This is a genomic window from Pseudomonas sp. GW823-FHT02C02, from assembly GCF_058797635.1.
On sequence record NZ_JBXAJV010000007.1, the window covers coordinates 71,679 to 96,357 of the forward strand.

Annotated in this window: 24 protein-coding genes; 12 read left to right on the forward strand and 12 right to left on the reverse strand. The window is 60.9% G+C overall.

Annotated features, from left to right (window positions below):
• Window positions 1-67 precede the first annotated feature (67 nt).
• The 3 genes from AC1ROI_RS14235 to AC1ROI_RS14245 form a co-directional block, all read right to left on the reverse strand.
• On the reverse strand, window positions 68-1,756 hold the full coding sequence (locus AC1ROI_RS14235; RefSeq protein WP_102594301.1) for an ATP-dependent DNA ligase: 1,689 nt from the start codon (window positions 1,754-1,756) through the stop codon (window positions 68-70).
• A complete protein-coding gene (locus tag AC1ROI_RS14240) occupies window positions 1,753-2,787 on the reverse strand; it encodes a ligase-associated DNA damage response exonuclease (protein ID WP_010462644.1) in 1,035 nt (344 codons plus the stop codon). Before AC1ROI_RS14240 ends, AC1ROI_RS14235 begins: the two co-directional genes overlap by 4 nt.
• A 192-nt stretch (window positions 2,788-2,979) precedes the next feature.
• Window positions 2,980-5,430, reverse strand: a complete 2,451-nt coding sequence (locus AC1ROI_RS14245) for a penicillin acylase family protein (RefSeq protein ID WP_102594302.1) — start codon at window positions 5,428-5,430, stop codon at window positions 2,980-2,982.
• Between the two features lie 181 nt (window positions 5,431-5,611).
• On the opposite strand from AC1ROI_RS14245, the gene AC1ROI_RS14250 reads away from it, so the two are divergent.
• A complete protein-coding gene (locus AC1ROI_RS14250; RefSeq protein ID WP_010462641.1) occupies window positions 5,612-6,169 on the forward strand; it encodes a cysteine hydrolase family protein in 558 nt (185 codons plus the stop codon).
• A 120-nt stretch (window positions 6,170-6,289) separates the two neighbouring features.
• Here AC1ROI_RS14250 and AC1ROI_RS14255 read toward each other — a convergent pair whose 3' ends face one another.
• Genes AC1ROI_RS14255 through AC1ROI_RS14270 form a run of 4 tightly spaced genes read right to left on the reverse strand, consistent with a single transcriptional unit; the run spans window position 6,290 to window position 8,015 of the window.
• Window positions 6,290-6,499, reverse strand: a complete 210-nt coding sequence (locus AC1ROI_RS14255; protein WP_007906737.1) for an SEC-C metal-binding domain-containing protein — start codon at window positions 6,497-6,499, stop codon at window positions 6,290-6,292.
• A complete protein-coding gene (locus AC1ROI_RS14260) occupies window positions 6,496-6,990 on the reverse strand; it encodes an LEA/WHy family protein (RefSeq protein ID WP_010462638.1) in 495 nt (164 codons plus the stop codon). The genes AC1ROI_RS14255 and AC1ROI_RS14260 overlap by 4 nt, the downstream gene beginning before the upstream one ends.
• Window positions 6,991-7,036: 46 nt before the next feature.
• Entirely contained in the window at window positions 7,037-7,513 is a 477-nt protein-coding gene (locus tag AC1ROI_RS14265; protein WP_102594167.1) for a YchJ family protein, read from the reverse strand.
• Between the two features lie 4 nt (window positions 7,514-7,517).
• Window positions 7,518-8,015, reverse strand: a complete 498-nt coding sequence (locus AC1ROI_RS14270) for a DUF6231 family protein (RefSeq protein WP_010462634.1) — start codon at window positions 8,013-8,015, stop codon at window positions 7,518-7,520.
• Window positions 8,016-8,204: 189 nt separating this feature from the next.
• Between AC1ROI_RS14270 and AC1ROI_RS14275 the strand changes: the two genes are divergently transcribed.
• The 4 genes from AC1ROI_RS14275 to AC1ROI_RS14290 all read left to right on the forward strand — a co-directional run bounded on the left by AC1ROI_RS14275 (window position 8,205) and on the right by AC1ROI_RS14290 (window position 10,881).
• Window positions 8,205-8,900 carry a PA1041 family peptidoglycan-binding anchor lipoprotein gene (locus AC1ROI_RS14275; RefSeq protein ID WP_083374888.1) on the forward strand — a complete coding sequence of 232 codons (696 nt, stop codon included), beginning with the start codon at window positions 8,205-8,207 and terminating at the stop codon, window positions 8,898-8,900.
• A gap of 90 nt (window positions 8,901-8,990) precedes the next feature.
• Window positions 8,991-9,704 (forward strand): PA1041 family peptidoglycan-binding anchor lipoprotein, encoded by a 714-nt coding sequence (locus AC1ROI_RS14280; RefSeq protein ID WP_010462630.1) that lies wholly within the window; start codon window positions 8,991-8,993, stop codon window positions 9,702-9,704.
• Window positions 9,705-9,851: 147 nt separating this feature from the next.
• Window positions 9,852-10,130: a DUF1145 domain-containing protein gene (locus AC1ROI_RS14285; protein WP_010462628.1), complete on the forward strand. Its 279-nt coding sequence runs from the start codon at window positions 9,852-9,854 to the stop codon at window positions 10,128-10,130.
• Entirely contained in the window at window positions 10,123-10,881 is a 759-nt protein-coding gene (locus tag AC1ROI_RS14290) for a collagen-like triple helix repeat-containing protein (RefSeq protein WP_083374887.1), read from the forward strand. Before AC1ROI_RS14285 ends, AC1ROI_RS14290 begins: the two co-directional genes overlap by 8 nt.
• A gap of 121 nt (window positions 10,882-11,002) precedes the next feature.
• Here AC1ROI_RS14290 and AC1ROI_RS14295 read toward each other — a convergent pair whose 3' ends face one another.
• Window positions 11,003-11,467 (reverse strand): CopD family protein, encoded by a 465-nt coding sequence (locus AC1ROI_RS14295; RefSeq protein WP_102594168.1) that lies wholly within the window; start codon window positions 11,465-11,467, stop codon window positions 11,003-11,005.
• A gap of 99 nt (window positions 11,468-11,566) precedes the next feature.
• On the opposite strand from AC1ROI_RS14295, the gene dinG reads away from it, so the two are divergent.
• From dinG to pdxH, 5 genes are all read left to right on the forward strand, one after another.
• Entirely contained in the window at window positions 11,567-13,711 is a 2,145-nt protein-coding gene (gene dinG, locus AC1ROI_RS14300; protein ID WP_077749573.1) for an ATP-dependent DNA helicase DinG, read from the forward strand.
• Window positions 13,712-13,807: 96 nt separating this feature from the next.
• Entirely contained in the window at window positions 13,808-16,327 is a 2,520-nt protein-coding gene (locus AC1ROI_RS14305; RefSeq protein ID WP_102594169.1) for a beta-galactosidase, read from the forward strand.
• Between the two features lie 197 nt (window positions 16,328-16,524).
• A complete protein-coding gene (locus AC1ROI_RS14310) occupies window positions 16,525-17,670 on the forward strand; it encodes a serine hydrolase domain-containing protein (protein WP_102594170.1) in 1,146 nt (381 codons plus the stop codon).
• A gap of 113 nt (window positions 17,671-17,783) precedes the next feature.
• Entirely contained in the window at window positions 17,784-18,890 is a 1,107-nt protein-coding gene (locus AC1ROI_RS14315; protein WP_102594171.1) for an OmpA family protein, read from the forward strand.
• Window positions 18,891-18,914: 24 nt separating this feature from the next.
• Window positions 18,915-19,562 carry a pyridoxamine 5'-phosphate oxidase gene (pdxH, locus tag AC1ROI_RS14320; protein WP_010462613.1) on the forward strand — a complete coding sequence of 216 codons (648 nt, stop codon included), beginning with the start codon at window positions 18,915-18,917 and terminating at the stop codon, window positions 19,560-19,562.
• A 5-nt stretch (window positions 19,563-19,567) separates the two neighbouring features.
• Here the strand turns inward: pdxH and AC1ROI_RS14325 are convergent, their stop codons facing one another.
• Window positions 19,568-19,804, reverse strand: a complete 237-nt coding sequence (locus tag AC1ROI_RS14325) for a hypothetical protein (protein WP_077749569.1) — start codon at window positions 19,802-19,804, stop codon at window positions 19,568-19,570.
• A 166-nt stretch (window positions 19,805-19,970) separates the two neighbouring features.
• Here AC1ROI_RS14325 and AC1ROI_RS14330 point away from each other — a divergent pair, with 166 nt between their 5' ends.
• Window positions 19,971-20,435 carry an outer membrane lipoprotein gene (locus AC1ROI_RS14330; protein WP_010462609.1) on the forward strand — a complete coding sequence of 155 codons (465 nt, stop codon included), beginning with the start codon at window positions 19,971-19,973 and terminating at the stop codon, window positions 20,433-20,435.
• A 67-nt stretch (window positions 20,436-20,502) separates the two neighbouring features.
• Here AC1ROI_RS14330 and AC1ROI_RS14335 read toward each other — a convergent pair whose 3' ends face one another.
• From AC1ROI_RS14335 to nhaA, 3 genes are all read right to left on the reverse strand, one after another.
• A complete protein-coding gene (locus tag AC1ROI_RS14335; RefSeq protein ID WP_077749568.1) occupies window positions 20,503-20,754 on the reverse strand; it encodes a pyocin S6 family toxin immunity protein in 252 nt (83 codons plus the stop codon).
• 11 nt (window positions 20,755-20,765) lie between these two features.
• Complete coding sequence (locus AC1ROI_RS14340) at window positions 20,766-21,956, reverse strand: S-type pyocin domain-containing protein (RefSeq protein ID WP_102594172.1); 1,191 nt, start codon at window positions 21,954-21,956, stop codon at window positions 20,766-20,768.
• Between the two features lie 120 nt (window positions 21,957-22,076).
• The gene (gene nhaA, locus AC1ROI_RS14345; RefSeq protein ID WP_010462602.1) at window positions 22,077-23,264 is read right to left on the reverse strand and encodes a Na+/H+ antiporter NhaA; all 1,188 of its coding nucleotides are present in this window, start codon (window positions 23,262-23,264) and stop codon (window positions 22,077-22,079) included.
• A 237-nt stretch (window positions 23,265-23,501) separates the two neighbouring features.
• On the opposite strand from nhaA, the gene AC1ROI_RS14350 reads away from it, so the two are divergent.
• Window positions 23,502-24,599, forward strand: coding sequence for a PLP-dependent cysteine synthase family protein (locus AC1ROI_RS14350; protein WP_172962156.1), 1,098 nt, complete (start codon window positions 23,502-23,504; stop codon window positions 24,597-24,599).
• The last annotated feature ends 80 nt before the right edge of the window (window positions 24,600-24,679 follow it).

Sequence of the window (24,679 nt, forward strand, 5' to 3'; positions counted from 1 at the left end):
CGCTGTAGAAAATTTGCGACGGCTTCGCAGCCGAACGGGAGCAAGTTCCCTCGCCACAAAGTTTCTTTCAGCCCAACAAATCTTGCAGCGTTGCGAGGTTGTCGGCTTCTTCCACTGACTTGTCCTGCCGCCACCTCAACATCCGCGGAAACCGCACGGCAATCCCGCTCTTGTGGCGTTTCGACAGGGCAATGCCCTCGAACCCCAGCTCAAACACCAGGCTCGGTTTCAAACTGCTCACCGGCCCGAACTTCTCCACCGTGGTTTTGCGCACGATGCTGTCGACCTGGCGCATTTCCTCGTCGGTCAGCCCTGAATAGGCTTTGGCGAAAGGCACCAGGGTGCGTTCGCTGGCGTCCGGCGGGCCATCCCAGACCGCGAAGGTGTAATCACTATAGAGATTCGCCCGGCGACCATGGCCGCGCTGCGCATAAATAAGCACCGCATCGACGCTGAAGGGGTCGACTTTCCATTTCCACCAGACGCCCATGTCCTTGGTCCGGCCGACGCCATACAGCGCATCCCGGGCCTTGAGCATCATGCCCTCGACACCGAGGCTGCGGGAGGCCTCGCGTTGTCTGGCGAGGTCGAACCAGTCTTCGCCGGCCAGCACTGGTGAGGCGAGTAATACCGGGTTGTTGCAGGTGGCGATCAGTTGATCCAGCTGATCGCGGCGCCTGGCCTGAGGCTGGCTGCGCCAGTCCTCGCCTTGCCATTCCAGCAAATCGTAGGCGAGGACCACCACCGGCACTTCTTCGAGAATTTTCCTGTCCAGGGTTTTGCGGCCGATCCGCTGTTGCAACAGGGCGAAGGGCAGCACCGCCGGAGCGGACGGCGATTGTGGATTGAAGGCATCGTCAGTGTTGGGGCGAGGGGCTTTCCAGGCGACGATTTCACCGTCGATCACTGTACCGTCAGGCAGTCCGTGCAACAGGCTGTCGAGTTCGGGGAAACGCTCGGTTACCAGTTCTTCGCCGCGTGACCAGACCCACAGGCGCCCGTCACGCTTGATCACTTGGGCGCGGATGCCGTCCCACTTCCATTCCACCTGCCACTGGCTGGCCGGGCCGAGCACGGCGTCGAACTGCTCGACCGGTTGTGACAGGGCATGGGCCAGGAAAAACGGGTAAGGCTGACCACCTCGCTGGGCATGTTCGTCGGGTGATTCGGCCGCAATCAATTTCAGGTAACTGACGGCGTTCGGGCGATTGGACAGGTCGGTGTACCCGACCAGCCGCTGGGCCACGCGTTTGCTGTCGAGTCCGGCCATGGCTGCCAGGGCTCGCGTCACCAGCAGTTTGGAGACGCCGACGCGGAAACTGCCGGTAATGAGTTTGATGCAAAGCATCAGGCTGTGACGGTCCAGTTGTGCCCAGAGTGCGGGCAACCGTGCGGCGAGGACTTCCGGGGATTCGCCACGCAGGGGCAGCAGCTTGTCTTCAATCCACACCGCCAGCCCGTCGGTGGAGCTGTGCAGGGTTTCAGGCAGGACCAGCGAAATGGTTTCCGCCAGATCGCCAACCGCCTGATAACTTTCTTCGAACAGCCAGGGCTCAAGGCCGGAAAACTCGACGGCCAGCTCACGCAGCACGCGCACCGGCACCAGCTGCCGAGGTCGCCCTCCGGACAAAAAGTACACCGCCCACGCCGCATCTTCGGGGGCAGCCTTGGCGAAGTAAGCCTGCATCGCGGCCAGTTTGGCATTGCTTGACGTGGTGGCGTCGAGTTCGGCATACAGCTCGGCGAAGGCCTTCATGTCGCCACCTCGGCGTGCTCGGTTTCGACGGCCGCGTTGTCTTCCTCATCGTCGCCGTATTCGGTGCTGAAACCCATGGCATCAAGGCCCTGTTCGCGCAGATGCCGCACCAGCACCGCCACCGAACCGTGGGTGACCATGACCCGTTCGGCGCCGGTTTGTTCGATGGCCCAGAGCAGGCCGGGCCAGTCGGCGTGGTCGGACAATACAAAGCCACGGTCCACGCCGCGTCTGCGCCGCGTGCCGCGTAATCGCATCCAGCCGCTGGCGAAGCCGTCGCTGTAGTCGCCAAACCGGCGCATCCAGTTGCTGGCGCCAGCCGATGGCGGGGCGATGACCAGCGCCTTGCGCATCATCGGATCGCTCTTTTGCACGTCGCCGGCGTAGATCGTCGGCGGTATATAAACGCCGCTCTCGCGGTACACCCGGTTCAGCGGGTCCACCGCGCCATGCACCAGAATGGGGCCGAGGCTGGCGTCAATGCCATGGAGAATGCGCTGGGCCTTGCCGAAGGAATAGCAGAACAGCACGCTGGTTTTGTCGGCGGCGGCATTGGCCTGCCACCACTGATTGATCTCGCCAAAGATCTGCGCCTGGGGTTGCCAGCGATAGATTGGCAGGCCGAAGGTCGACTCGGTGATGAAGGTGTGGCAGCGCACCGGCTCGAAGGGTGCGCAGGTGCCGTCGGGCTCGATCTTGTAATCCCCCGAGGCGACCCAGACTTCGCCGCCATATTCCAGGCGCACCTGGGCTGAGCCGAGGACGTGGCCGGCAGGGTGAAAACTCAGGGTGACGCCGTGGTGCCGCAAGCGCTCGCCATAGGGCAGGGTTTGCAGGCTGATGTCCTGGCCCAGTCGCGCACGCAAAATCCCTTCACCGGGCGCGGCCGCCAGGTAATGCTGGTTGCCGGTGCGGGCATGGTCGCCATGGGCGTGCGTGATGACCGAACGCTCGACCGGCCGCCACGGGTCAATATAGAAATCGCCGGCGGGGCAGTACAAACCTTCAGGGCGCGCGATAACAAGATCCATGTTGTTACCAAAATGGGGGGGCTTGTTAGCTATGAGGTTGGCGCGAAGCGAGAAGTTCTATCGAGTTTCGCGCGCTGATCGTTCCCATGCGACCCGTGGGAATGCAGCCCGTGACGCTCCGCGTCACTGGACGCGGAGCGTCCCTAGAGGCATTCCCACGCAGAGCGTGGGAACGATCAGTGGCGAAAGGGGTTACTTGCCGGGTGTCAGGGTCAACCGTGTCTTGCCGTACACCTTGTCAAAGTTCTGCGGTTGCATCGGCAGGCTCATGTATTGCCCCTTCAGCCACGGATCAATGCTGTCGAGGTAGTGCGGGCTCGCCGGGTTGCCGGACTGACCGGTGCTGTTCTGCCCCATCAGCGGTTCTGCCTGGCTGAAGTCCACGATAAAGCGCATGGCTGGCGCCAGCGTCGTGTTGAAGTCCTGACCCCAGGTGAAGGCCGCCGTGTTCAGCGTCGTGTGATCGCCGCCGGCCGCGAGCGGACCGCGCACGGTCTGGCCGCTGGCATTCTTCCACTCATAGCGGTGCAACTTGCCCCACTGCCAGGCTTTGTGATCGCCGCCCAATTGACTGTCACCGGCGCTGATCGCCGCCGCCAGACTGCGAGCGAGGATTGCCGGCTTGTCTTCTTTCTGCGGCGTGCGTGCGTCATCCCAGAACGGACTGTCTTCACGGCCCAGCAAGTGATCGGCCTGAGCCGCGTAGGACAACTTGCCGTTGGCGATAAAGGCTTTCCACGCCGGGCTGCTTTCCGGGCCCAGTTCGTCGAGGAAGATCTGTTTGGTGCTTTCCTGCAGGAACAGCTCGTAGATCGCCGCATCCGCAGAGGTCGGGCTGAGTTTGCCGTCGAAGGCCATCAAGCGGGTGTACGCCTCGCGAGCCTTGCCGCGATCGGCAACCGGCAGGGCTTCGATGGCTTGTTTGAGCGGCTGGGCCATGCCCGGCGCTTCAAACATTTTATTCAGTTTGGCGGCGAACGTCGTGGTCTGGTCGTATTGCATCGCGATCACGCTGCGCGTGTCGTGTTTGCCCACACCCGCCAGTTCGGCCAGGCGTTCGCCACGTTCCGGAGCCGACCAGGAATTGGACAGCTGCATGCCGTAGCCATGGGGAATGACCCGCTGGTTGGCAGTGCCGAGCCAACCTTGGGCCGGGTCCTGGTCATACGGGTGGAGCATCGGGTCGGCGTAGCCGTCCCAATCGTAGCGACCTTCCCAGCCCGGCGACGGCAGCAGGCCTTCGCCTTCGCGACGGTTCGGGTAACGCCCGGTGACTTGCCAGCCGATGTTGCTGGCGTCGGCGAACACCAGGTTCAAGGCGATGGCGCGGATTTCACGGCTGGCGTCCGAGGCTTTCTCGACGGTCTGTGCCCGGGACAGGTCGAAAAACGCGTCCAGGGTTTTATCGTCGGTGAAATTCGGCGTCTGCAAAGCCAGGCCGAAACCATTGGCCAGCGTCATGCCCTGGGCGCTGTTGAGCAAAGGACCGTGGCGGGTTTCGTACACCACTTCGCGAATCGGCCGCTGGCCTTTGACGAAGTAGGTTTCGTTGCGCACGATCGCCGGCTGCCATTTGCCACCGACTTCATAGGTCAGTCCATTGCCCTGGCGTTTGATTTTTTCCAGGAACAGGTCCTGGTTGTCGCCCATGACCGAGGTCATGCTCCACGCCACTTTGCCGTTGAAACCGCCGAGCACCATGGGCAAACCGGCAATCGTCACGCCAGAGGCCTGGTACTTCGGTGCGCGAATCTGCACGTAGCTGAACAACGACGGCACACCCAAAGGCCCATGGCTGTCGCTGGCCAGCAGGCTTTTGCCACTGCGGCTGCGTTGCGGGCCGATGGCCCAGTTGTTCGACGAGGTGGCGCCCAGCAGATTCAGATCGGACAGTTGCCCGGTGGCTTTGCTGATTTGCGTCAGGCCCGGGATGGCGCCATTGAGTTTGATGCCCTGCAGTTTTTCAGCTTCGCCCAGCGGCAGTTTTTCGTCGGGGGCGGACGGCGTCAGCCACCCGAGTTTGTCCGTGGTGACGGTCTGGGCCAGCATCAGCGCGTTGATTTCTTCCGGCAGGTTGGCCGACTGACTGAAGTTCATCAGGCAGAAAATCAGCGCCGAGTCTTCCGGTTGCCAGTATTCAGGCTTGTAACCGCTGGCGGCGAGGTCGGCCGGCAGCTTGTCGCGGAAACGGAACAGGTAGGCGTTGACGCCGCGCGCATAGACTTCGAAGAAGCGTTTGAGGCGCGGCGACGATGCCTTGTACAACTCGCCCGCGCTTTTCTTCAGATTGACGGCGCGCATGTAGCGGTCGGCGTCCAGCAGGTCCGAACCGGACATCTCTGACAAACGGCCCTGGGCCAACAGGCGCAAGGTGACCATTTGCGTGATGCGGTCGCTGGCGTGGACGTAGCCGAGGGCGAACAGGGCATCGTGGAAGCTGTTGCTCTCGATCAGCGGCATGCCCATGGCATTGCGGCGCACCGAAACGTTTTGCGCCAGGCCCTTGAGCGGCTGTACGCCGGTGGTCGGCGGGAGGGTGTCCTGGGTGTTCCAGGTCTGACAACCGGTCAGGCTCAAAACACCGGCCACTGCTGCGGCAACGCCGAACCGGGGAAGAAAATGTGTAAGGGCTGGCGAGGCCATGGCAAAGCTCCTGCGGGGGGGGGTAGCGTCATTAAAGGCGCTACGTTAGTGAGCAGGAGGAGGGCGCGCAAGCAGGGTGTCAGGTTATTTCAGGATTTGTCCGATAAACACAATCTTGCCTGTAAGCGGAAGTGATGCTGAAGTGCCTGAAATTCAATGACCTGTTGTGAGAAAAGTCGGCATGGAGCTTAAGACCAACGCAGCACTGATCATCATCGACCAACAAAAAGGCATCTTGCAGCCCCGGCTCGGTCGCCGAAATAATCCTCAGGCCGAGGAACGAATTGTCGATTTGCTGGCGTATTGGCGGCGAACCGGACGGCCGGTGATTCATGTGCAGCACCTGTCCCGTTCACCGGAATCGGTGTTCTGGCCGCAGCAAGCAGGCGTTGAGTTTCAGGAACGCTTCATGCCCCAGGCCCGCGAACAACTGATTCAGAAACAGGTACCGGATGCATTTTGTGCGATCGGGCTGGAGGCGAGTTTGCGCGAGGCGGGGATCGAGCAGTTGATCATCGTTGGCGTTGCGACCCATAACTCGGTGGAGTCCACGGCGCGAACGGCCGGGAATCTGGGATTTGACGCGTGGGTGGCGGAGGATGCGTGCTTTACGTTCGACAAGGCCGATTATTTTGGCCATGCGCACTCAGCCGAGGAAGTGCATGCGATGTCGCTGGGGAATTTGCACGGGGAATATGCGACGGTCGTGAGTACTGCACAGATATTGAAGGCTGGCTGAGTTCCCTGCGGGAGCGACGCACCGTCGCTCCCGCAGGGGGATGCGTGCACAGAACCAATGTGGGAGCGGGCTTGCTCGCGAAGTCGATTCAAGCGGCGAAGAAGTTCTTCGCCCGAAGCATCAAGCGCCGTGGCACTTCTTGAATTTCTTGCCGTTGCCGCATGGGCAAGGGTCGTTGCGGCCGACATCTTTCAGGGCGTTGCGCACCGGTTCCTGGTGGGCGTGGCCGCAGTTCGGGCCGTGGACATGGCCGTGGTCGTGATCATGGTGGTCGTGATGGTCATGATCGTGGTTGCAGTCAGGGCCATGGACATGGGGTTGCTGGGTCATCGGTTTTGCTCCGGAATTAAATCGGCGGGGATTATCACGCCATTGCGCGCCAGGTGCACGTAGTGCGCGATGAATAAACCGGTTTCCATTTCACCTTCCAGACGATAGGGGATGGGCTGATCGGGTTTTTTCAGCATTTTCACCAGGTCCCGCACCTTGGGCCACAGGTTGGTGCGGATCGGCACCTTGAAATAGGCGCTGCGTTTGGGGCCGACGGTGAACCAGTGTTCATGCTCGCCTTCGGCCAGCAGCATGTCGCCCAAGTGAATACGGTACTCGAGGCCGCGCACCGTCAGGTCGCTGTCATTGGGATTGTCGACGCGAAAGTGCAGGATAAATTTCTGCTCCAGCAGTTTGGCGCGGACCACTTCAACCTTCACCAGGTGTACCTGCGGGTCCGGCAGATCGTCTCCGAACCAGGACGCGCAGCCGCCGAGCCCCAGAAAGAGGAGCGAGGTGAAGAGAAAAAGTGCAAGGCGCCGGGTGATCATGGTCGTGTTTCTCCCTAGAACGCCAGTCTAGCCCTTTGGAATCACCTCACGCGCCGAAATACCCCGCGCAACACTTCTTGAATTTCTGCCCGCTGACGCACGGGCAGGCATCGTTGCGTCCGGCCTTGAGTGGCACGGTGGGGTCGATGAAGTACCAGTGCCCGGCGTTCTGCACGAACGAGGAGCGCTCGCGGTGGCTGTGTTCTCCGCCACCGTCATGCCAGCGTGCGGTGAACGTGACGAATGCGTGTTCCGGTTGACCGCCCAATACCTCGGAGCTTTCCACCTCCAGACCCAGCCAGGTGCTTTGCGCGCTCCAGTCGCTGATGGACTGACGATCCAGGCCGGCCTGTTGCGCGGGCAGGGTGGTTGCCACCAGATAGTCGATCAAACCCAGCACATAGGCGCTGTAGCGCGAGCGCATCAAGGCTTCGGCGCACGGCGCCGGATGCCCGGCATGGTAATGGCCGCAGCAGGCATCGAGCAGGGTGCCGCTGCCGCAAGGGCAAATGGATGTACTCATTGCGTTACCACCAATATTTCCCGAAGTTTTCCGGATTGGCCCAGAACCGCGAGTTGAGCCAGTCGGGCACCTGTTTATAGTCAAGCAGATCGTAGGTGAACAGCGTCAGCACTTGTTCATCGCGCTGGAAGCGTTCACTGGCTTGCAAGGCCAGGGAAAAGAAATCCGTCTCCTGCCAGCCGCTGGCCGGCAAATCCGCCAGCACCGCAATGCGGCTGGCGTTCAGATTACGGATCCCGCCTAAAAGATTCAGACCGTCACGCTTTGGCAGGTGTTCAAGGCAATCGACCACCAGCGCCAGATCAAAGCGGCGCGCCGCCAGTTCGGCCGGCAGTGCACCCGGTGCCGCATGCGCCACGCAGCTGTCCGGGTGCGCGAGCTTGAACGCCTCAAGTGCGGGGAATTCGCTGGCGCCGATCAACAACAGGCGCGCGGGGGCGTATCGATCAAGCAAAGCGGCCAACGCCTGCTGGGGCGTGCGCGAAGAAATACCTGCAATCATCAGAGTTCCTCAAAAAGAGCACCAAGACTAGCCTGCCCAAACGTGCGGGCCTAGAGCGGGTTTGCACCAAAATCGGCGAACGGCCGTGAATACGTGACTAAACAGCGGTGGCCTATTGCTGGCGGAGATTAAAACTCCGGTCTTTACTCCCTGAATCGGTTTCAAGCCGATCCCTCAGGAGAAAACTAGATGAGCATAGTTCGGACAGCATTACCCTTGGTTCTGCTAACCAGTGTGTTGACTGGTTGCGCAGGTTTGCAGAAAACCGACTGGCCGACCTGTGCAGGGGTCGGTGGTGTCATCGGTGCGGGTCTCGGTGCGACCGAGAGTACGGCATGGGCGGGGTATGGCGCGCTGGCCGTCGGCAGTTTCGCCGCGGCTTATTGCTGGGTGCATGGCGATGGCGACGAAGACGGCGATGGTGTGCCGGACAGTCGCGACAAGTGTCCGGGTACGCCTCGAGGCGTGAAGGTCGATGCCGACGGCTGCCCTCCACCGGTACCTGCGCCAGTGGTCGAAGAAGTCGTGGTGGTCAAGGAAGAAGTCATTGTCATCCGCGATGTCCACTTCCAGTTCGACAAAGCCACACTCACGCCTGCCGATAAAGATGTACTCAACACAATCGCCACGCGCCTGAAACAGGAAGCCTCCACCGCTCAATTGACCGTGACCGGCCATACCGACAGCGTGGGCAGTGATACCTACAACCAGAAACTGTCGGATAAGCGTGCTCACTCGGTGGTTGAATACCTCATCCAGCAAGGCGTCCCACGCAGCAGCTTCGTGTCTGTGACCGGTGCCGGTGAAAGCCAGCCGGTGGCTGATAACAAAACCGCTGACGGCCGTGCGCAGAACCGTCGCACGGAAATCAAAATCAACCGCTAAGTCCCATCCGCTCCGCGGCTTGTGCAGTCGCGGATGCGGGTCTTTACTCCTGTGTAACCGGTATGGGCCGGTAACACAGGAGCTTTCACAATGAGCGTTCTCACAAGGACCGTCTTGCCGGTTCTGCTGCTAGGCAGCCTGTTGACCGGTTGCGCCACTCACAGCGATGGCACCGCCCCTCTCAATCAACGTACCTGGCCGATCTGCAGCCTCATCGGCGGACTGGTCGGCGGCGGTCTGGGCGCGATTGAAAGTGCCGGCTGGGCAGGCGGTGGCGCAGCACTCGGTATCTTGACCGGTGGCTTGATCTGTTACGCCCAGGATGGCGATGAGGACGAAGACGGTGTTTTCGATCGGCGTGATCGTTGCCCCGATACCCCGGCCAATACGCCTGTCGAACACCATGGTTGTCCGCTGCCGCAGTACCCGGCCAGCGTGAAACCTGTCGAAGTTGTTGAGCCCGAAGTCATCACGCTGCCCAGCGACGTGCTGTTTGCCTTCAACAAGTCTGACCTGAGTCCCGCCGCGCAGAGTCAATTGGATTCGCTGATGTCCAAACTGCAATTCGCCGATGTGGTGAGCATCAAGGTGATCGGTCATACCGACAGCGTCGGTTCGGATGAATACAACCAGGCACTTTCGGAGCGTCGCGCCAGCAGTGTGGCAGCTTATCTGTTGAGCCAGGGCATTGCGCCGAGCAAACTCACCAGCGAAGGCAAAGGCGAAAGCCAGCCGTTGGCCGACAACGAAACGGATGAAGGACGCGCGAAAAACCGTAGGGTGGAGTTACACATTAATCGCTAAGCCCCGTAATAGAGCCGTCGGACAACAGTGGCTGTTGATTCGACGGCCATTCGGCGGCCTTCATGAAGAATTTTCTGTTGCCCTCTGGCTTATCCCTCGCGGAAGCCGTTACTGTGCGCGCAAAGAATAATTCTCAACGGGGGGCGTATGAAGGTGTTTTGGGGGCTGGGGAAGTTGTTGACCCTGCTGTTTTGGCTGGTGGTGCTGGTCAATCTGCTGATGCCGTTTGTCAATCCGTTGCACCTGCTGGTCAATCTGGCTGGCGGCGTGTTGGCGTCTCTTCATCTGCTTGAGGCGGTGTTCTGTTTCCGCAGCCTCAGAGGTCGCGCCCACCCTTGGCGTGATCGCTTGAAGATCCTGTTTTTCGGCGTATTCCACCTGCAAACCCTCCCGGCTCCGACCGTATCGAAGGCTTCCCATGCGTAAACTCTGTCTGCTCGCCGCACTCATCAGCCCATTGGCCTGCGCCCAGGTGGTCAGTGTCGAAACCAATTCATTGATGCGCCTGCCCAACACCGCCAGCACCTTGCAGCTTGAACGCCTGGAAGTCGCCGATTACGGCACTTTGTTGATTCCTTCGAACGTGACCGAAGTCACCGTCGGCGAATTGCATCTGGGGCGTGAGGCGCGGATCGCCATCGTGCCAAGTGAGCAGGTACTGGAGTTGAAAGTCAGTCGTGCCGAATTGTCTGAAGGCAGCCAGATCACGGCTCGTGGGGCGCCGGGGACTTACCTCAAGGCCGCTCGCTCCGGACGCAACCTGAATTTGCAGATCAAGGCACTGAATGCACCGCTGTTGTCGGTAGACGCTCGCGGTGGCGCGGGCGCGCCAGGTTTTGTCGGCCTCGATGGGGCCAACGGTCAGGCGCCGGGTTGCACATGGGGCCAGGCCGGCCGCGGTGCCGATGGCAGCAATGGCAGTGATGGTCAGCCGGGGGCGCCGGGGGCGCTGGTCAGGCTGGAAGTGCCACGGGATTATCCGGTTGAACAGATCAAGGTTCAGGTGGCGGGTGGTGCCGGTGGCATCGCGGGGCCTGGCGGCAAGCCGGGCGCGGGCGGCAAGGCCAAGGGCTGCCTCGTTTACGAGGCCGATGGCGGCAAAAGCGGTCGTCCTGGGATTGATGGACAGCCGGGGCCTGCGGGTGCGGCGGGTTCGGTGACCGTTCAAAGGTTGTAAGAACGACCGAGATCCTGTGGAGAGGGGGCTTGCTCCCGCTGGACTGCGCAGCAGTCCTATTTTGGGGCCGCTTCGCAACCCAGCGGGAGCAAGCTCCCTCGCCACAGTTGTACTGTTTGCTTTAGAACATCGGTCTGGCCGCAGCAATCGCCACCAGCACCAACCCGACAATCAAATTGATCCCCACCAGTTTGCGAATCTTCCCCAGCGTCGCAGCCCCGGTCGGCCAATCCTGCGCCGCCACCGCCGTGCGCAACTCTGGCAGCAGCAACGCTTGAATCCGGATAAACAGCGCGGTCATCACCACATACAAGCCCATCATCACCTGCACATACCGCGGCGCCGCCTCAAACCCGGCGTATTGCAGATGAATCATGCCCACGCCACTGATCGGCAATAGCACCACCGCGACCCAGACCCAGCGGAAAAAACCTTGAAACACTTCCACCCACAGCTTCAAGCGGGCAGGCCCCTCCAGCGCCTTCATCGCTGCAGGCCGCAAGACCATCCAGGCGAAAAACATACCGCCGACCCACACCAGGGCGGACAGGACGTGCAGGGTGTAAACGATGCCAAAAGGTGTCATTGAGGTACTCCGTTCTGCGCGGGATTAATTAGCGGGGTATGATAGCGGCCCATACGAACCACTGAAAATTTATCCAGCGTTTTTTGCGCCCGACAATCCATGATCAGCACCGAACTCAAAACCACGATCCAGGGCGCCTACTCGCGTTTTCTTGAAGCCAAGAGCCTCAAACCGCGCTACGGCCAACGCCTGATGATCGCCGAAATTGCCAAAGTCCTCGGTGACATCGACACCGACGACGAAGGCCGGCGCAGTGGCGACCCCGCGATTGTCGCGGTGGAAGCCGGCACCGGTACCGGTAAAACCGTGGCCTACAGCCTGGCGGCGATACCCACCGCCAAGGCCGCCGGCAAACGCCTGGTCATCGCCACGGCCACCGTGGCCCTGCAAGAGCAGATCGTCTACAAGGATTTGCCCGACCTGATGCGCAACAGCGGGCTGAATTTCAGCTTCGCCCTGGCCAAGGGGCGCGGGCGCTACATGTGCCTGTCCAAGCTCGACATGTTGCTCCAGGAAGGTCACGCGCAAACCGCCACGGCTCAGCTGTTCGAGGAAGAAGGTTTCAAGATCGAGGTCGATGAGGCCAGCCAGAAGCTCTTCACCAGCATGATCGAGAAGCTCGCCGGCAATAAATGGGACGGCGACCGCGACAGTTGGTCCACCGCCCTGGAAGACGCCGACTGGGCGCGCCTGACCACCGATCACAGCCAGTGTACTAACCGTCATTGCCCCAACTTCGGCCAGTGCGCCTTCTACAAGGCCCGCGAAGGCATGGGCAAGGTTGACGTGATTGTCACCAACCACGACATGGTCCTGGCAGACCTGGCGTTGGGCGGCGGCGCCGTGCTGCCGGACCCGCGCGATACCATTTACGTATTCGACGAAGGCCACCACCTGCCGGACAAGGCCATCGGCCATTTCGCCCACTACACGCGCCTGCGTTCCACCGCCGACTGGCTGGAAACCACCGCCAAGAACCTCACCAAACTACTGGCCCAGCATCCGCTGCCGGGTGACCTGGGCAAGTTGATCGAGCAGGTGCCGGAGCTGGCTCGCGAGATCAAGACCCAGCAGCAGTTCATGTTCACCGCGTGCGAGCAAGTGGCCGATTTCAAACCCGGCGAAGACGTCGAAGGCCGCGAACGGCCGCGTCACCGTTTCGTCGGCGGGGTGATTCCCGAGCACATGCGTGAAATGGGCGTCGAGCTGAAGAAGGGCTATGCCCGTCTGACCGACCTGTTCACCCGGCTCACCGAACTGCTCAAGGAAGGCATGGACGGCGAGGTCAATATCGGCATCGCCAGCAACCAGGCCGAAGAGTGGTATCCGCTGTTCGGCAGCCTGTTGTCCCGTTCTTCGGGCAACTGGGAATTGTGGGTCGCGTTCACCGCTGAAGACCCGGAAGACAACCCGCCCATGGCCCGCTGGCTGACCCTGGCCGAAAGCGGTTCGCTGTTCGACATCGAGGTCAACGCCAGCCCGATCCTCGCCGCGGAAATGCTCCGGCGCAACCTGTGGAATGTCGCTTATGGCGCACTGGTGACTTCGGCGACCCTGACCGCTCTCGGCACCTTCGACCGTTTCCGCATGCGTGCCGGCCTGCCAAAAAAAGCCGTGACTGCCGTGGTCCCGAGCCCGTTCCATCACGCCGACGCCGGTGTGTTGCGGGTGCCGGACCTGAAAGCCGACCCGCGTGACGCACCGGCCCACACCGCCGCGATCATCCGTGACTTGCCAGCCTTGGTGGAAGGTTCGCGCGGCACCCTGGTGCTGTTCTCCTCGCGCAAACAGATGCAGGACGTGTTCGACGGCCTGGACCGCGACTGGCGCAAGCAAGTGTTCATTCAAGGCAACCTGTCGAAACAGGAAACCCTGAACAAGCACAAGGCGCGTGTTGATGGCGGAGACTCCAGCGTGCTGTTCGGCCTGGCGAGTTTTGCCGAAGGGGTCGACTTGCCCGGTGCGTATTGCGAACACGTGGTGATCGCGAAGATTCCGTTCTCGGTGCCCGACGACCCGGTCGAAGCGGCCCTGGCCGAATGGATTGAAGCCCGTGGCGGCAATCCGTTCATGGAAATCTCCGTGCCGGACGCCTCGCTGAAACTGGTCCAGGCCTGCGGTCGCTTGCTGCGTACCGAGGAAGACCGCGGCACCATCACCCTGCTGGATCGGCGCCTGGTCACCCAGCGCTATGGCAAAGCAATCCTCAACGCATTGCCGCCATTCCGTCGCGAAATTTCCTGAAACACCGGTGGGCTTTTTTGCCCACCGCGTTGTCTATCGTTCAGCCACCACCTTTCCATTGGCCCATTGAGGGTCGTTCGGGAGAAACACGTTCCTATGATTCGCTGTTCGTTGCCTGCTGTTTTCGCCCTGATGTTCGCAGCCCCTTTGCTGGCAGCCCCTGCCGGCCAACAGACGCTGTTCAACTTTGTGCGCCCCGCCGATGTGGTCCAGGTGGCAACTCAGGATGCCAGCCTGCCGCAATCCAATGCGGAGCAAACGGCCGAAGGTGAAGTGCTGCGTCGGGTGACGTTCAACCCGGTGGCGCAACCGACCTTGCGTCTGACCCCGCAAACCGGCGCCTGGGACTGGTCCCAGTCAGGTGTCATGAGCTTGCGCATTCAGAGCGCGATGGACTGGGCCGTGACCCTGTACGTGAAAATCCAGAGCAACGATGGCAAGACCCTGATCAGTCGTGTCGACTTGCCCGCCGGACCGGCGCAGACCCTGTTGGTGCCGCTGCAACCGAGTTCGCCGCTGAGCCAGGGCATGAAGGCCGGGCCGCCGATGCCGATGACGTTTGACGGCCAACGGGTATTGCTGGCCAGCAGCGCCGGTGAGCTGGATCGCAGCCAGGTGGTGTCGGTGACGTTGTCGATGGATCAGCCGAAAGTAGCCCAAAGTATCCTGCTTGAGCGCTTCGGCGTGCAGGACGGTGAAGCGGTGACCAAGGCGGCATACGGCGGCCTGGTGGACGCCTACGGTCAATCGACCCGGGCCAAATGGCCGGAGAAGGTCGGTAGCGATGAGCAACTGAAAAGCGCCGCCGCCAAAGAACGGCAACAAACCAGAACCTGGCTCGCCGAGCGCCAGAAGTTGTCCCTGGACAAGTTCGGCGGCTGGAACAAAGGCCCGACGTTCAAGGCCAGCGGTTTTTTCCGCACGGAAAAACGTGACGGTCGCTGGTACCTGGTGACCCCGGAAGGGCATCCGTTCTATTCGCTGGGGGTCAATACCGTTACCCCGAACGTCAGCCAGACCTACATCGCCGGCCGCGAGTGGATGTTTGAATCCCTGCCAAAACCGGAAGAATCCTTGGCCAGTCATTATGGCGAAGGCGACAACCGTGGCGGCAACGGCGCCGATCAGGGCCGTGGTTATAACGCCGGTCGCTGGTACGATTTCTATGGCGCTAACTTGCAGCGCCTGTACGGCGAACCGTGCGCGCTGGGCAGCGACACCAAGGCCGGTGTCGCCGAAGCGGCCAAGGCTGATGCCGTCGAGGCCACGGCCGACAAGGCCGACAAGGCCGCCGAGCAACCTGTCGCACCTACGACTGCCGAATCCGGCGTCGCCGAAGCCGCCAAGACCGGCGCGGAGGAAGCGACCGTCGCCAAAGCCGTCGAGCAAAAACCTGCTGAACCCTGCAAAGCCGTGGTTGATGAACAACGCTGGGCCAGCCATACCCTGGATCGCCTGCAAGCCTGGGGTTTCAACACGGTCGGCAACTGGAGCGCTCCGGCGCTGGCCAATGCTGACCGTGTGCCGTACACCTTGCCGCTGTCGATCGTCGGCGATTACGCCAGCATCAGCACCGGCACCGATTGGTGGGGCGGCATGCCCGACCCGTTCGACCCACGCTTCGCCATGGCCACCGAACGCGCCGTGGCCATCGCCGCCCGTGACCATCGCGACGATCCCTGGCTGATCGGTTACTTCGCCGACAACGAACTGGCCTGGGCCGGCCCCGGCGACGATCCGAAAGCCCGTTACGCACTGGCCTACGGCACCTTGAAAATGACCACCGACGTGCCGGCCAAACGGGCGTTTCTCAAGCAATTGCGCGACAAGTACCGCAATCAGGCCGGCCTTTCCAAGGCGTGGGGCATCGACTTGCCGGCCTGGGAATTGATGGAAGACCCGGGTTTCGTGCCGCCGCTGCCGAGCGCCGAACACCCGGAAATCGAAGCTGATTTCAAATACTTCCAGAAGGTCTTCGCCGATACCTACTTCAAGACACTCTCCGATTCGCTCAAGTGGCACGCTCCGAACCAGTTGCTGCTGGGCGGTCGCTTCGCCACCAGCACCCCGGAAGCCGTTGAGTCCTGCGCCCAGTATTGCGACGTACTGAGCTTCAACATGTACACCCTGCAACCGCAAGACGGCTATGACTTCGCCAAATTGCGCAGCCTGGACAAACCGGTGCTGATCACCGAGTTCAACTTCGGCTCCGCTGATCGCGGTCCTTTCTGGGGCGGCGTGACGCAGTTGGCCAAGGAAGAAGACCGTGGCCCGGCTTATGCCAACTTCCTCAAACAGGCGTTGAGCGAACCGTCGATTGTCGGCGTGCACTGGTTCCAGTACCTCGATCAACCGGTAACCGGACGTCTGCTGGATGGCGAGAACGGTCACTTTGGCCTGGTGGGCATTACCGATCTGCCGTTCCAGGGCTTTGTCGACAGCGTGCGCAAGAGCAACCTGGCGACCGTTGACCAGTTGGGCAAGGAGGCTGAGAAGGCCAAGGCTGAAGCGGATAAAGCCAGCCATGAAGGCGAGGGCGGTAAAAAAGGTGATGCGGGCAAAGGCGTGGGGCAAGGTGCGGGCCATGCCGGCGGCCATTCGGCCAACGGTCACTGAGTCCTGCTCGACCGCGTTATCGTTCTTCGCGAGCAGGCTCGCTCCCACCATGGTGCTGCGTGATCCCTGGGGAGCGAGCCTGACGATAAATTTCTGATCCAATCCATGGGCAACCGACCGCCCGGCTCACGCCTGTTCCCAAAACCTTCAATGGCTGGAACAATGCGGGCCACTTTGTAGATTTCGGGGAGTTGCGGGTGCAGATTCAGGGTCATTACGAGCTTAAGTTCGAAGCAGTACGCGAAGCGTTCGCGGCGCTGTTCGACGATCCTCAGGAACGTGGTGCGGCGTTGTGCATCCGGGTCGGTGGCGAAACCGTCCTCGACCTCTGGGCCGGTACCGCCGACAAGGATGGCCTTGAAGCCTGGCACAGCGACACTATCGCCAACCTGTTCTCCTGCACCAAGACCTTCACTGCCGTCACCGCCCTGCAATTGGTGGCCGAAGGCAAGCTGCAACTGGATGCCCCGGTGGCGCGCTACTGGCCCGAATTCGCCGCCGCCGGCAAAGACTCCGTCACCTTGCGCCAGTTGCTCTGCCATCAGGCCGGTCTGCCGGCACTGCGCGAGTTGCTGGCACCCGAAGCGCTCTACGACTGGTACACCATGGTCGATGCCCTTGCTGCCGAAACGCCGTGGTGGACACCGGGCGAAGGCCACGGTTACGCGGCAATCACCTATGGCTGGCTGGTGGGCGAGTTGCTGCGCCGTGCCGACGGTCGTGGGCCGGGCTCATCGATTGTGGCGCGGGTCGCCAAGCCGTTAGGGCTGGATTTCCATGTGGGCCTGGCGGACGAAGAGTTCCATCGCGTGGCGCACATCGCCCGCGGCAAGGGCAACGTTGGCGATGCGGCGGCCCAGCGCTTGCTGCAAGTGACTATGCGCGAGCCGACCGCCATGACCACCCGGGCCTTCACAAACCCGCCGTCGATCATGACCAGCACCAACAAACCCGAATGGCGCCGGATGCAACAACCCGCCGCCAATGGCCACGGTAACGCCCGTAGCCTTGCTGGTTTCTACGCCGGCCTGCTTGATGGCAGCCTGCTGGAAAGCGAAATGCTCGAGGAGCTGACCCGCGAACACAGCCTTGGCGAAGACAAGACTTTATTGACCCGGACCCGCTTTGGCCTGGGTTGCATGCTCGATCAACCGGACGTTCCCAATGCGACCTACGGCCTCGGCCCGCGTGCATTCGGCCATCCTGGCGCTGGCGGCACCATCGGTTTTGCTGACCCGGAACATGATGTGGCCTTCGGATTTGTGACAAATACACTGGGGCCTTACGTCTTGATGGATCCGCGCGCGCAGAAGCTTGCGCGGGTACTGGCCACTTGTCTGTAATACGCACTCTCGGGCTCCAGGGCCGGAACCCGAAGGCCATTATGGTTTCCAACCGTCTGTTTATCCGGTCACGCCGGCCTGATTTTTTATGATTTCATTTTTGTGGATATCCAATGTCATTCAATAAAACCACCCTTGCCTTGGCCCTGTGTGTCGCGATCACCGGTTGTGCACAGACCCCACAAAATGATTCGGATGGCAGCAGCTGGTGGCCGTTCGGCTCCTCCGACAAAATCGCGGCGAAAGAGCCGGCTCCGGCCCCGACCCCAGCCCCTTTGAAAACGGCCGCCGCGGCTCCAGTGACCAAAGCTGAAAGTTCCAACCCTTGGTACTGGCCGTTCGGCTCCGATGAAGCGCTCGACAAAAAGCCCGAAGTAAAACCCGAAGCCAAGCCTGTCGAAGTGGCCAAGGCTGAAGCTGAAGCCGGTGGAAAGTGGTGGTGGCCGTTCGGGGGTAAAGATCAACCCACCGCCAAAGCCGTGCCGATGCCGGATCCTAAAGTCACTCAAGCCTGGCTCGACGACTACGAGCCGCGCCTGCGTGAAGCGATCAAGGACAGCAATCTGCAACTTGAGCGTCGTGAAAACGTATTGGTCGTGACCGCGCCGGTAGAAGGCTCGTTCAACCCGGACCGTCCGGCCATGTTGCTGCCCGTGACCCTAGGCCCGTTCACTCGCGTCGCGAAAATCCTGGAAGTCGATCCTAAGACCGCCGTCCTGGTACTGGGTCACAGTGATACCTCGGGCGCCGCACCGGCCAACGTCAAACTGAGCCAGGAGCGTGCGCAAGCCGTCGCTGCGATCTTCCGTCTCAGCGGTTTGCAGCGTGATCGCCTGATGCTGCGCGGCATGGGCGGTGAAGCCCCTCGTGCAGCCAACGACAGCAACGAAGGTCGCGCCTTGAACCGTCGTGTGGAATTGCTGGTGACTCCGCAAAACACCATGGTCGCGTTGCTGAGCAAGTACAACATGCCGGCTCCGGCGCCCGTTCGCCTGGTCGCTGCCCAGGACGTCAAGCCAGTGGTCAAGCCTGTCACGCCTGCACCTGCGGCGAAAAAAGCGGCTGTGCCTGCTGCGAAAAAAGCCCCGGCCAAGAAAGCCGCCAAGGCTCCAGCCAAGAAGACACCGGCTAAAACCGCGACCCCGGCGAAAAAGACTACCCCAGCAAAAGCCGCAGCGGCTGACAAGAAAGTCGCCGCTGCCGATGCTGCAAAGAAGTGATTCGTTAACCAAAAGGAATGCGCCATGACCCAGGGCCTGGCTGATATGCGTCGCGACTACACCCGTGACGGTCTGACCGAGGCGCAAGCCCCGGCCGAGCCGTTCGGACTGTTCCATCAGTGGTTTGCGGACGCGGTGAAAACCGAGCAACCGCCGGTGGAGGCCAATGCCATGACCCTGGCCACCGTCGATCAGGATGGTCGGCCGCATTGCCGCATTCTGCTGCTCAAGGGCCTGGACGAAGAGGGTTTCACCTTCTTCACCAACTACGACAGCGCCAAAGGCCAGCATCTGGCGGCAAACCCGTTCGCCGCCATGACGTTTTTCTGGCCGACCCTGGAGCGCCAGGTGCGCATCGAAGGGCGGGTGGTGAAGGTTACGGCTGAAGAGTCCGACGCCTATTTCCAGGTCCGCCCGCTGGGCAGTCGTCTCGGTGCCTGGGCTTCGCCCCAGAGCCGGGTGATCGCCGATCGTGCTGAACTGGAAGCGCTGCTCAAGAATACCGAGCAACGTTTCAGCGACACTCAACCGCACTGCCCGGAACATTGGGGCGGTTACCGCTTGCTACCCGAGCGCATCGAGTTCTGGCAAGGCCGTCCGAGCCGCCTGCACGATCGCCTCAACTACCGTTTGCAAGGCGCCGACTGGATTCTTGAACGTCTGGCACCTTAAGCAGTCTACCGATCGGGATAGCCTGCCGCAGCGGCTTCAAGCCACTGGGGCAGGTCCCGGCGCTTGATCTTCTGCGCCTGAGCGCTTGCCAGTTGCTCGAGCATGAACGCTTTTTTCTGCTCGTCTTTACCCGCCAGCGCCAACGCCAGATCGCGGTCCATCCAGCGCTTGATCCGCACGTACAGCCACCAGTGGAAGTACAAACCGGCGACCGTGGTGACAACAATGATGAAGTAATCCATGAAAATCCTTGGGTCAGTGGGGCAGGTTTTTCGGTTTGCCGCTACTGTGTGGTGAGTTCCGAGGCGCCTGTACCGAGCCTGAATGAAACCAATTTTATCCGGGCGATGCCGTGACAGACGTCAAGCTGCGGAGTTTAATGAATACTTGTCCTTTGGAGTTGATGCTATGCGTAAGTCTGTTCTGCTGGTTGCTTCCTTTTCCACGATGGCGATGTTGCTCACCGGCTGCCAATCGAGCCTGACCGGTGACTCCTATTCCCGTGACGAAGCGCGTCGTGTGCAGACCGTTCGCATGGGCACCATCGAATCCTTGCGTCCGGTGAAAATCGAAGGCACCAAAACCCCGATCGGCGGCGCAGCGGGCGCAGTGGTCGGTGGTGTCGGCGGTAGCGCCATCGGCGGCGGTAAAGGCAGCATCGTCGCTGCGGTCATCGGCGCCGTGGCGGGCGGCCTGCTCGGTTCAGCCACTGAAGAAGGCCTGACCCGCACCCAAGGCGTGGAAATCACCGTCCGTGAAGACGACGGCAGCATGCGCGCCTATGTGCAGCAGGTTCAGGAGAATGAAGTGTTCCGCGTGGGCGAGCGGGTGCGGATTGCGACTGTTGACGGTACGAGCCGCGTTACGCACTAAGCGGGAACGAGCGGTAAAAGAAAACCCCGGCCGGGTGACTGGTTGGGGTTTTGTTTGTTAAGGATTCTCACGGCGCGGCGCGGGGGCCTATGAAATATTCCAACCCCTCGGGTAAGTCGATTTCTAATAGTTCTGCAACCTGTAGGACTTGAGTGCCTGTCAGTTCCAGCTCCCCAGGCTCTATTTCTTCCAGTTTTTTTGACTCGGTCAATTGAGCCAATGCCTGGTTCATTTCATAGTCTTTGATGGTCAGTTGGAACTGCAATGAATCATCTTGTTTTTCATCAGGGTAAAAACCGGTGATGGATAAATAGCGCATAATTTTTCTCTTCAGTTTCTTGAGGTTCTTCTACCAGGCTTTGCCTTTTTGGTTCGCTCGCCGGTTACGTGATTGAATTCGCCCAAATGCACTCCGGATTTATCGTAAAGCTCTACAGCACCGCTTTTGGAGTCCCACTCATATATACGGCCTTTGCGGTCTAGCCATCGGGCTCGTTTTTTCCCTCCACCTCGAACTGAAACCTTCGGTTTTACGGGAAATGCATCAGGGAAGCCTGGGAGGGTTTCCGGATCATCGTAGTACTTATGATCCCCTGGCATGCTCATCACTACATAAACCGGATTTACCCCCGACCCCACCGGAAACACAAGAATGAAATCCTTGTAATCAGGCGGATACACCGGATTCACAATAATCCCGTCAGCCGCTTTCGTCGGCGGATACACCCAAATATGCGGCGCTCGCGGAGCAGCCTCCAGCGCCGGAATCCCGAGAATGTCCGAACCCTCCACTGCCGGTGTCCAGATCAGCTCAACCCCATCCCCTAGATCCGCGACCTGCTGACTGTCGCGCAAGGTGAACTGCACGACATTGACCATTTCCCAATCGCGGTTCTTGCCGGTGTAGAAGCCATAACCCTTGAGACGGCCATCCGCCAGTTGCTCGACCTGCAAGCGAACGCGGGTCCTGGCCTGTTTCAGAGCGCGCAACTGATCTTCGGTATAAAGCGCGCTATCGCCCAGGCTTGGCGTCCAGAACAGCGCGACCACCGTAGCCAGCGCGGTGGCCCCGGCGGCGCCGATTGCGGCCACCGGAGCCGCGAGCGTCGGAGCACTCAGGGTGAGTCGGCCAATGCCGAGCGAGAGGGTACTGCCGCTGATGGTTTCGAGATTCAGCTGCCCGGCATCGTCCGCTTCGCGGGCACCCAGCCAGGCGATTTCCCCGTAATCCTTGAGGCTGTCGGTGGGTACCATGCCCGAAGGATTCGAGTAGTCGATGATGGCGTCCGGCAGTTTGCAGGACTTGGCGAAGACGCAACCGGCACGAACCGATTCGTCTCTTTTGGGGGCGATCTCACGACTGAGCTCGAAGGCCTCTTGCCTGGCGAGCATGGCGTCGTAAGCGTTTTGTCGGGCGTTCCGCTCGGCCAGTTCGGAGGCCGTCATGAAACGGTGAGTGACGTGGTGTCCGTCGCCGGACGGTGGGTTTTTAACCCGGGGGATATCCTTGTTTCCAGCCATTGATCTTCCTTGCGCTCGCACATCGACAGCCCCGGATAAGGGGCTGTGCGACGTTAACGAACGAGGTCAAACGTGGCTGTAGGACGAATCCTGATTGTCGTTAAGAGGGTTCTCTTTCGCTCAGGATGGCAGCGCGGTGCGCTTGCGGCTCGCTGCCGCTGTCACCGCGTAACCGATCAATGCCGCCAGAATCGAACCGGTCAAAATACCCATCCGGTCCATTCCGGCGTATTCACTGACACCCGGCTCGAAGGCCAGGGAGCCGACAAACAGGCTCATGGTGAAGCCGATACCACAGAGGATCGCGACACCCAGCACCTGGCCCCAGTTGGCGCCTTGGGGCAGGGCGGCGATGCCGATTTTCACGGCCAGCCAGGTCAGGCCGAACACACCGACGGTTTTGCCCAGCAGCAGGCCCACCGCAATGCCCATCGGCACGTGGTGAGTGAAGCTTTCCATGGTCACGCCGCTGAGCGACAGGCCGGCGTTGGCGAAGGCGAACAGCGGCAGAATGCCGTAGGCCACCCAGGGATGCAGGGCGTGTTCGAGGGTCAGCAGCGGTGACGGTTCGGCATTTTTTGTGCGCAAGGGAATGCAGAACGCCAGGGTCACACCGGCCAGCGTCGCGTGGACGCCGCTCTTGAGCACGCAGACCCAGAGGATCAAACCGATGATCATGTACGGCCCGAGCTTGACCACGCCGAGCCGGTTCATCGCAATCAAGGCGACGATGCACGACGCAGCCAATGCCAGCGAAAGTGTCGACAGCGTGCCGGAGTAGAAGATCGCAATGACAATAATGGCGCCGAGGTCGTCAATGATCGCGAGGGTCATCAGGAACAGTTTCAGCGACACCGGCACGCGCTTGCCTAGCAGGGCGAGAACGCCGAGGGCGAAGGCGATGTCAGTGGCCATCGGGATGGCCCAGCCACTCAGGGCTGCCGGGTTGTCACGATTGAGAAACCAGTAGAGGAGTGCCGGAACGACCATGCCGCCAATCGCTGCCGCGCCGGGCAGGACGATCTGCGAAGGTTTCGACAGCTGGCCGTCGAGGACTTCGCGCTTCACTTCCAGGCCGATCAGCAGGAAAAACAGGGCCATCAGGCCGTCGTTGATCCACAGCAGCGCCGGTTTGGCGATTTGCAGCGCACCGATCTGCGCCACCACCGGCGTGTCGAGGAAACTGCTGTACAGCCACGACAACGGGGAGTTGTTGATGATCAAAGCCAGGGCTGCCGCGGCGATCAATAACAGACCGCTGGCAGCTTCCAACTGAAAGAAACGCGTGAAAGTGCTACGCAGAGGCAAGGTCGCTCTCCATCGAAAAATCAAAAAGGTGGCACACCCTAACCCGTACCGTTGGTTGTTAAAACAAAAGTTATATTCTTTTTTGTTATATACCGTTACAACGCGAGGGGCTGGCACGGAGATGAGCCTAGCAGTTGCCAAACGTATTGGGCCTCAGCTGTATCTGTGCGTGGCGTGGGATTTTTCCTAAGCTTATGGGCTGAGCCTTGCACGAAGGCCGACTCAACGAGAAAAACCATCATGAGCGACAACCGACAGTGGGCCCGCGAAGCCATCCGGATCATCGAAGCCGACTTCCAGCGCAGCGCCGACACCCACCTGATCCCTTTGCCGCTCCCGGGGTTTTCGGGCATCGAGCTGTACTTCAAGGACGAGTCCAGCCATCCCACCGGCAGCCTCAAGCACCGGCTGGCGCGCTCGTTGTTCCTCTATGCCTTGTGCAACGGCTGGCTCAAACCCGGCGCGCCGGTGATTGAAGCGTCCAGCGGTTCGACGGCGATTTCCGAGGCTTACTTCGCCAGGTTGCTGGGCTTGCCGTTCATTGCGGTGATGCCGGCGACCACGTCCAAAGAGAAGATCGCGCAGATCGCGTTCTACGGCGGCAAGAGTCATCTGGTCGACGATCCGACGCAGATCTACGCCGAGTCCGAGCGCCTGGCCCGCGAACATGACGGGCATTTCATCGACCAGTTCACCTATGCCGAACGCGCCACTGACTGGCGGGCGAACAACAACATCGCCGAGTCGATCTTCCAGCAAATGCGTTTTGAACGGCACCCGGAGCCGAGCTGGCTGATTTCCAGCCCCGGCACCGGCGGTACCACCGCGACGCTGGGTCGATACGTGCGTTATCGCCAGCATTGCACCCGCGTGTTGTGCGCCGATGCCGAGCGTTCGGTGTTCTTCGATTTCTACAAGACGGGGGATGCCAGCCTGCGACTGGACCACGGTTCTCGGATTGAAGGCATTGGCCGGCCACGGGTCGAGGCGTCGTTTCTGCCCAAGGTGATCGATGCGATGGTCAAGGTGCCGGACGCGTTGTCGCTGGCGGCCATGCATTACCTGGCGCAACATTTGGGACGGCGTGTCGGCGGGTCGAGCGGGACCAACCTGATCGGTGCCTTGATGGCGGCCGGGCAGATGGCAGCGGCGGGGGAGTCGGGGTCGATCGTGGCGATTCTGTGCGACGGCGGCGAGCGGTATGAGACCAGCTATTACGACCAGGATTGGCTCAAGGCCCAAGGGTATGAGTTGAGTGGGTTGATGGAGGTTGTGGCGGGGAGTGTCGAGCGCGGTGAACCGCTTCCCGCCAACGTTTTACGCGCGAATATCTGATACCACCCCCCCCTGTAGGAGCGAGGCTTGCCCGCGAAGAGGTTAACGCGGTCTTCCTAAAAGACCGCGTCAATTTCTTC

What these genes read in the sequence shown, in the direction of transcription:
- AC1ROI_RS14290 (WP_083374887.1), top strand. Translation starts at nt 10,123, where the DNA reads ATGCGTAAACTCTGTCTGCTCGCCGCACTCATCAGCCCATTGGCCTGC.
- AC1ROI_RS14325 (WP_077749569.1), bottom strand. Translation starts at nt 19,804, where the DNA reads ATGGATTACTTCATCATTGTTGTCACCACGGTCGCCGGTTTGTACTTC.
- AC1ROI_RS14245 (WP_102594302.1), bottom strand. Translation starts at nt 5,430, where the DNA reads ATGGCCTCGCCAGCCCTTACACATTTTCTTCCCCGGTTCGGCGTTGCC.
- AC1ROI_RS14285 (WP_010462628.1), top strand. Translation starts at nt 9,852, where the DNA reads ATGAAGGTGTTTTGGGGGCTGGGGAAGTTGTTGACCCTGCTGTTTTGG.
- AC1ROI_RS14330 (WP_010462609.1), top strand. Translation starts at nt 19,971, where the DNA reads ATGCGTAAGTCTGTTCTGCTGGTTGCTTCCTTTTCCACGATGGCGATG.
- AC1ROI_RS14305 (WP_102594169.1), top strand. Translation starts at nt 13,808, where the DNA reads ATGATTCGCTGTTCGTTGCCTGCTGTTTTCGCCCTGATGTTCGCAGCC.
- AC1ROI_RS14340 (WP_102594172.1), bottom strand. Translation starts at nt 21,956, where the DNA reads ATGGCTGGAAACAAGGATATCCCCCGGGTTAAAAACCCACCGTCCGGC.
- AC1ROI_RS14270 (WP_010462634.1), bottom strand. Translation starts at nt 8,015, where the DNA reads ATGATTGCAGGTATTTCTTCGCGCACGCCCCAGCAGGCGTTGGCCGCT.
- dinG (WP_077749573.1), top strand. Translation starts at nt 11,567, where the DNA reads ATGATCAGCACCGAACTCAAAACCACGATCCAGGGCGCCTACTCGCGT.
- AC1ROI_RS14275 (WP_083374888.1), top strand. Translation starts at nt 8,205, where the DNA reads ATGAGCATAGTTCGGACAGCATTACCCTTGGTTCTGCTAACCAGTGTG.
- AC1ROI_RS14315 (WP_102594171.1), top strand. Translation starts at nt 17,784, where the DNA reads ATGTCATTCAATAAAACCACCCTTGCCTTGGCCCTGTGTGTCGCGATC.
- AC1ROI_RS14295 (WP_102594168.1), bottom strand. Translation starts at nt 11,467, where the DNA reads ATGACACCTTTTGGCATCGTTTACACCCTGCACGTCCTGTCCGCCCTG.
- AC1ROI_RS14235 (WP_102594301.1), bottom strand. Translation starts at nt 1,756, where the DNA reads ATGAAGGCCTTCGCCGAGCTGTATGCCGAACTCGACGCCACCACGTCA.
- AC1ROI_RS14255 (WP_007906737.1), bottom strand. Translation starts at nt 6,499, where the DNA reads ATGACCCAGCAACCCCATGTCCATGGCCCTGACTGCAACCACGATCAT.
- AC1ROI_RS14260 (WP_010462638.1), bottom strand. Translation starts at nt 6,990, where the DNA reads ATGATCACCCGGCGCCTTGCACTTTTTCTCTTCACCTCGCTCCTCTTT.
- pdxH (WP_010462613.1), top strand. Translation starts at nt 18,915, where the DNA reads ATGACCCAGGGCCTGGCTGATATGCGTCGCGACTACACCCGTGACGGT.
- AC1ROI_RS14335 (WP_077749568.1), bottom strand. Translation starts at nt 20,754, where the DNA reads ATGCGCTATTTATCCATCACCGGTTTTTACCCTGATGAAAAACAAGAT.
- AC1ROI_RS14265 (WP_102594167.1), bottom strand. Translation starts at nt 7,513, where the DNA reads ATGAGTACATCCATTTGCCCTTGCGGCAGCGGCACCCTGCTCGATGCC.
- AC1ROI_RS14250 (WP_010462641.1), top strand. Translation starts at nt 5,612, where the DNA reads ATGGAGCTTAAGACCAACGCAGCACTGATCATCATCGACCAACAAAAA.
- AC1ROI_RS14280 (WP_010462630.1), top strand. Translation starts at nt 8,991, where the DNA reads ATGAGCGTTCTCACAAGGACCGTCTTGCCGGTTCTGCTGCTAGGCAGC.
- AC1ROI_RS14240 (WP_010462644.1), bottom strand. Translation starts at nt 2,787, where the DNA reads ATGGATCTTGTTATCGCGCGCCCTGAAGGTTTGTACTGCCCCGCCGGC.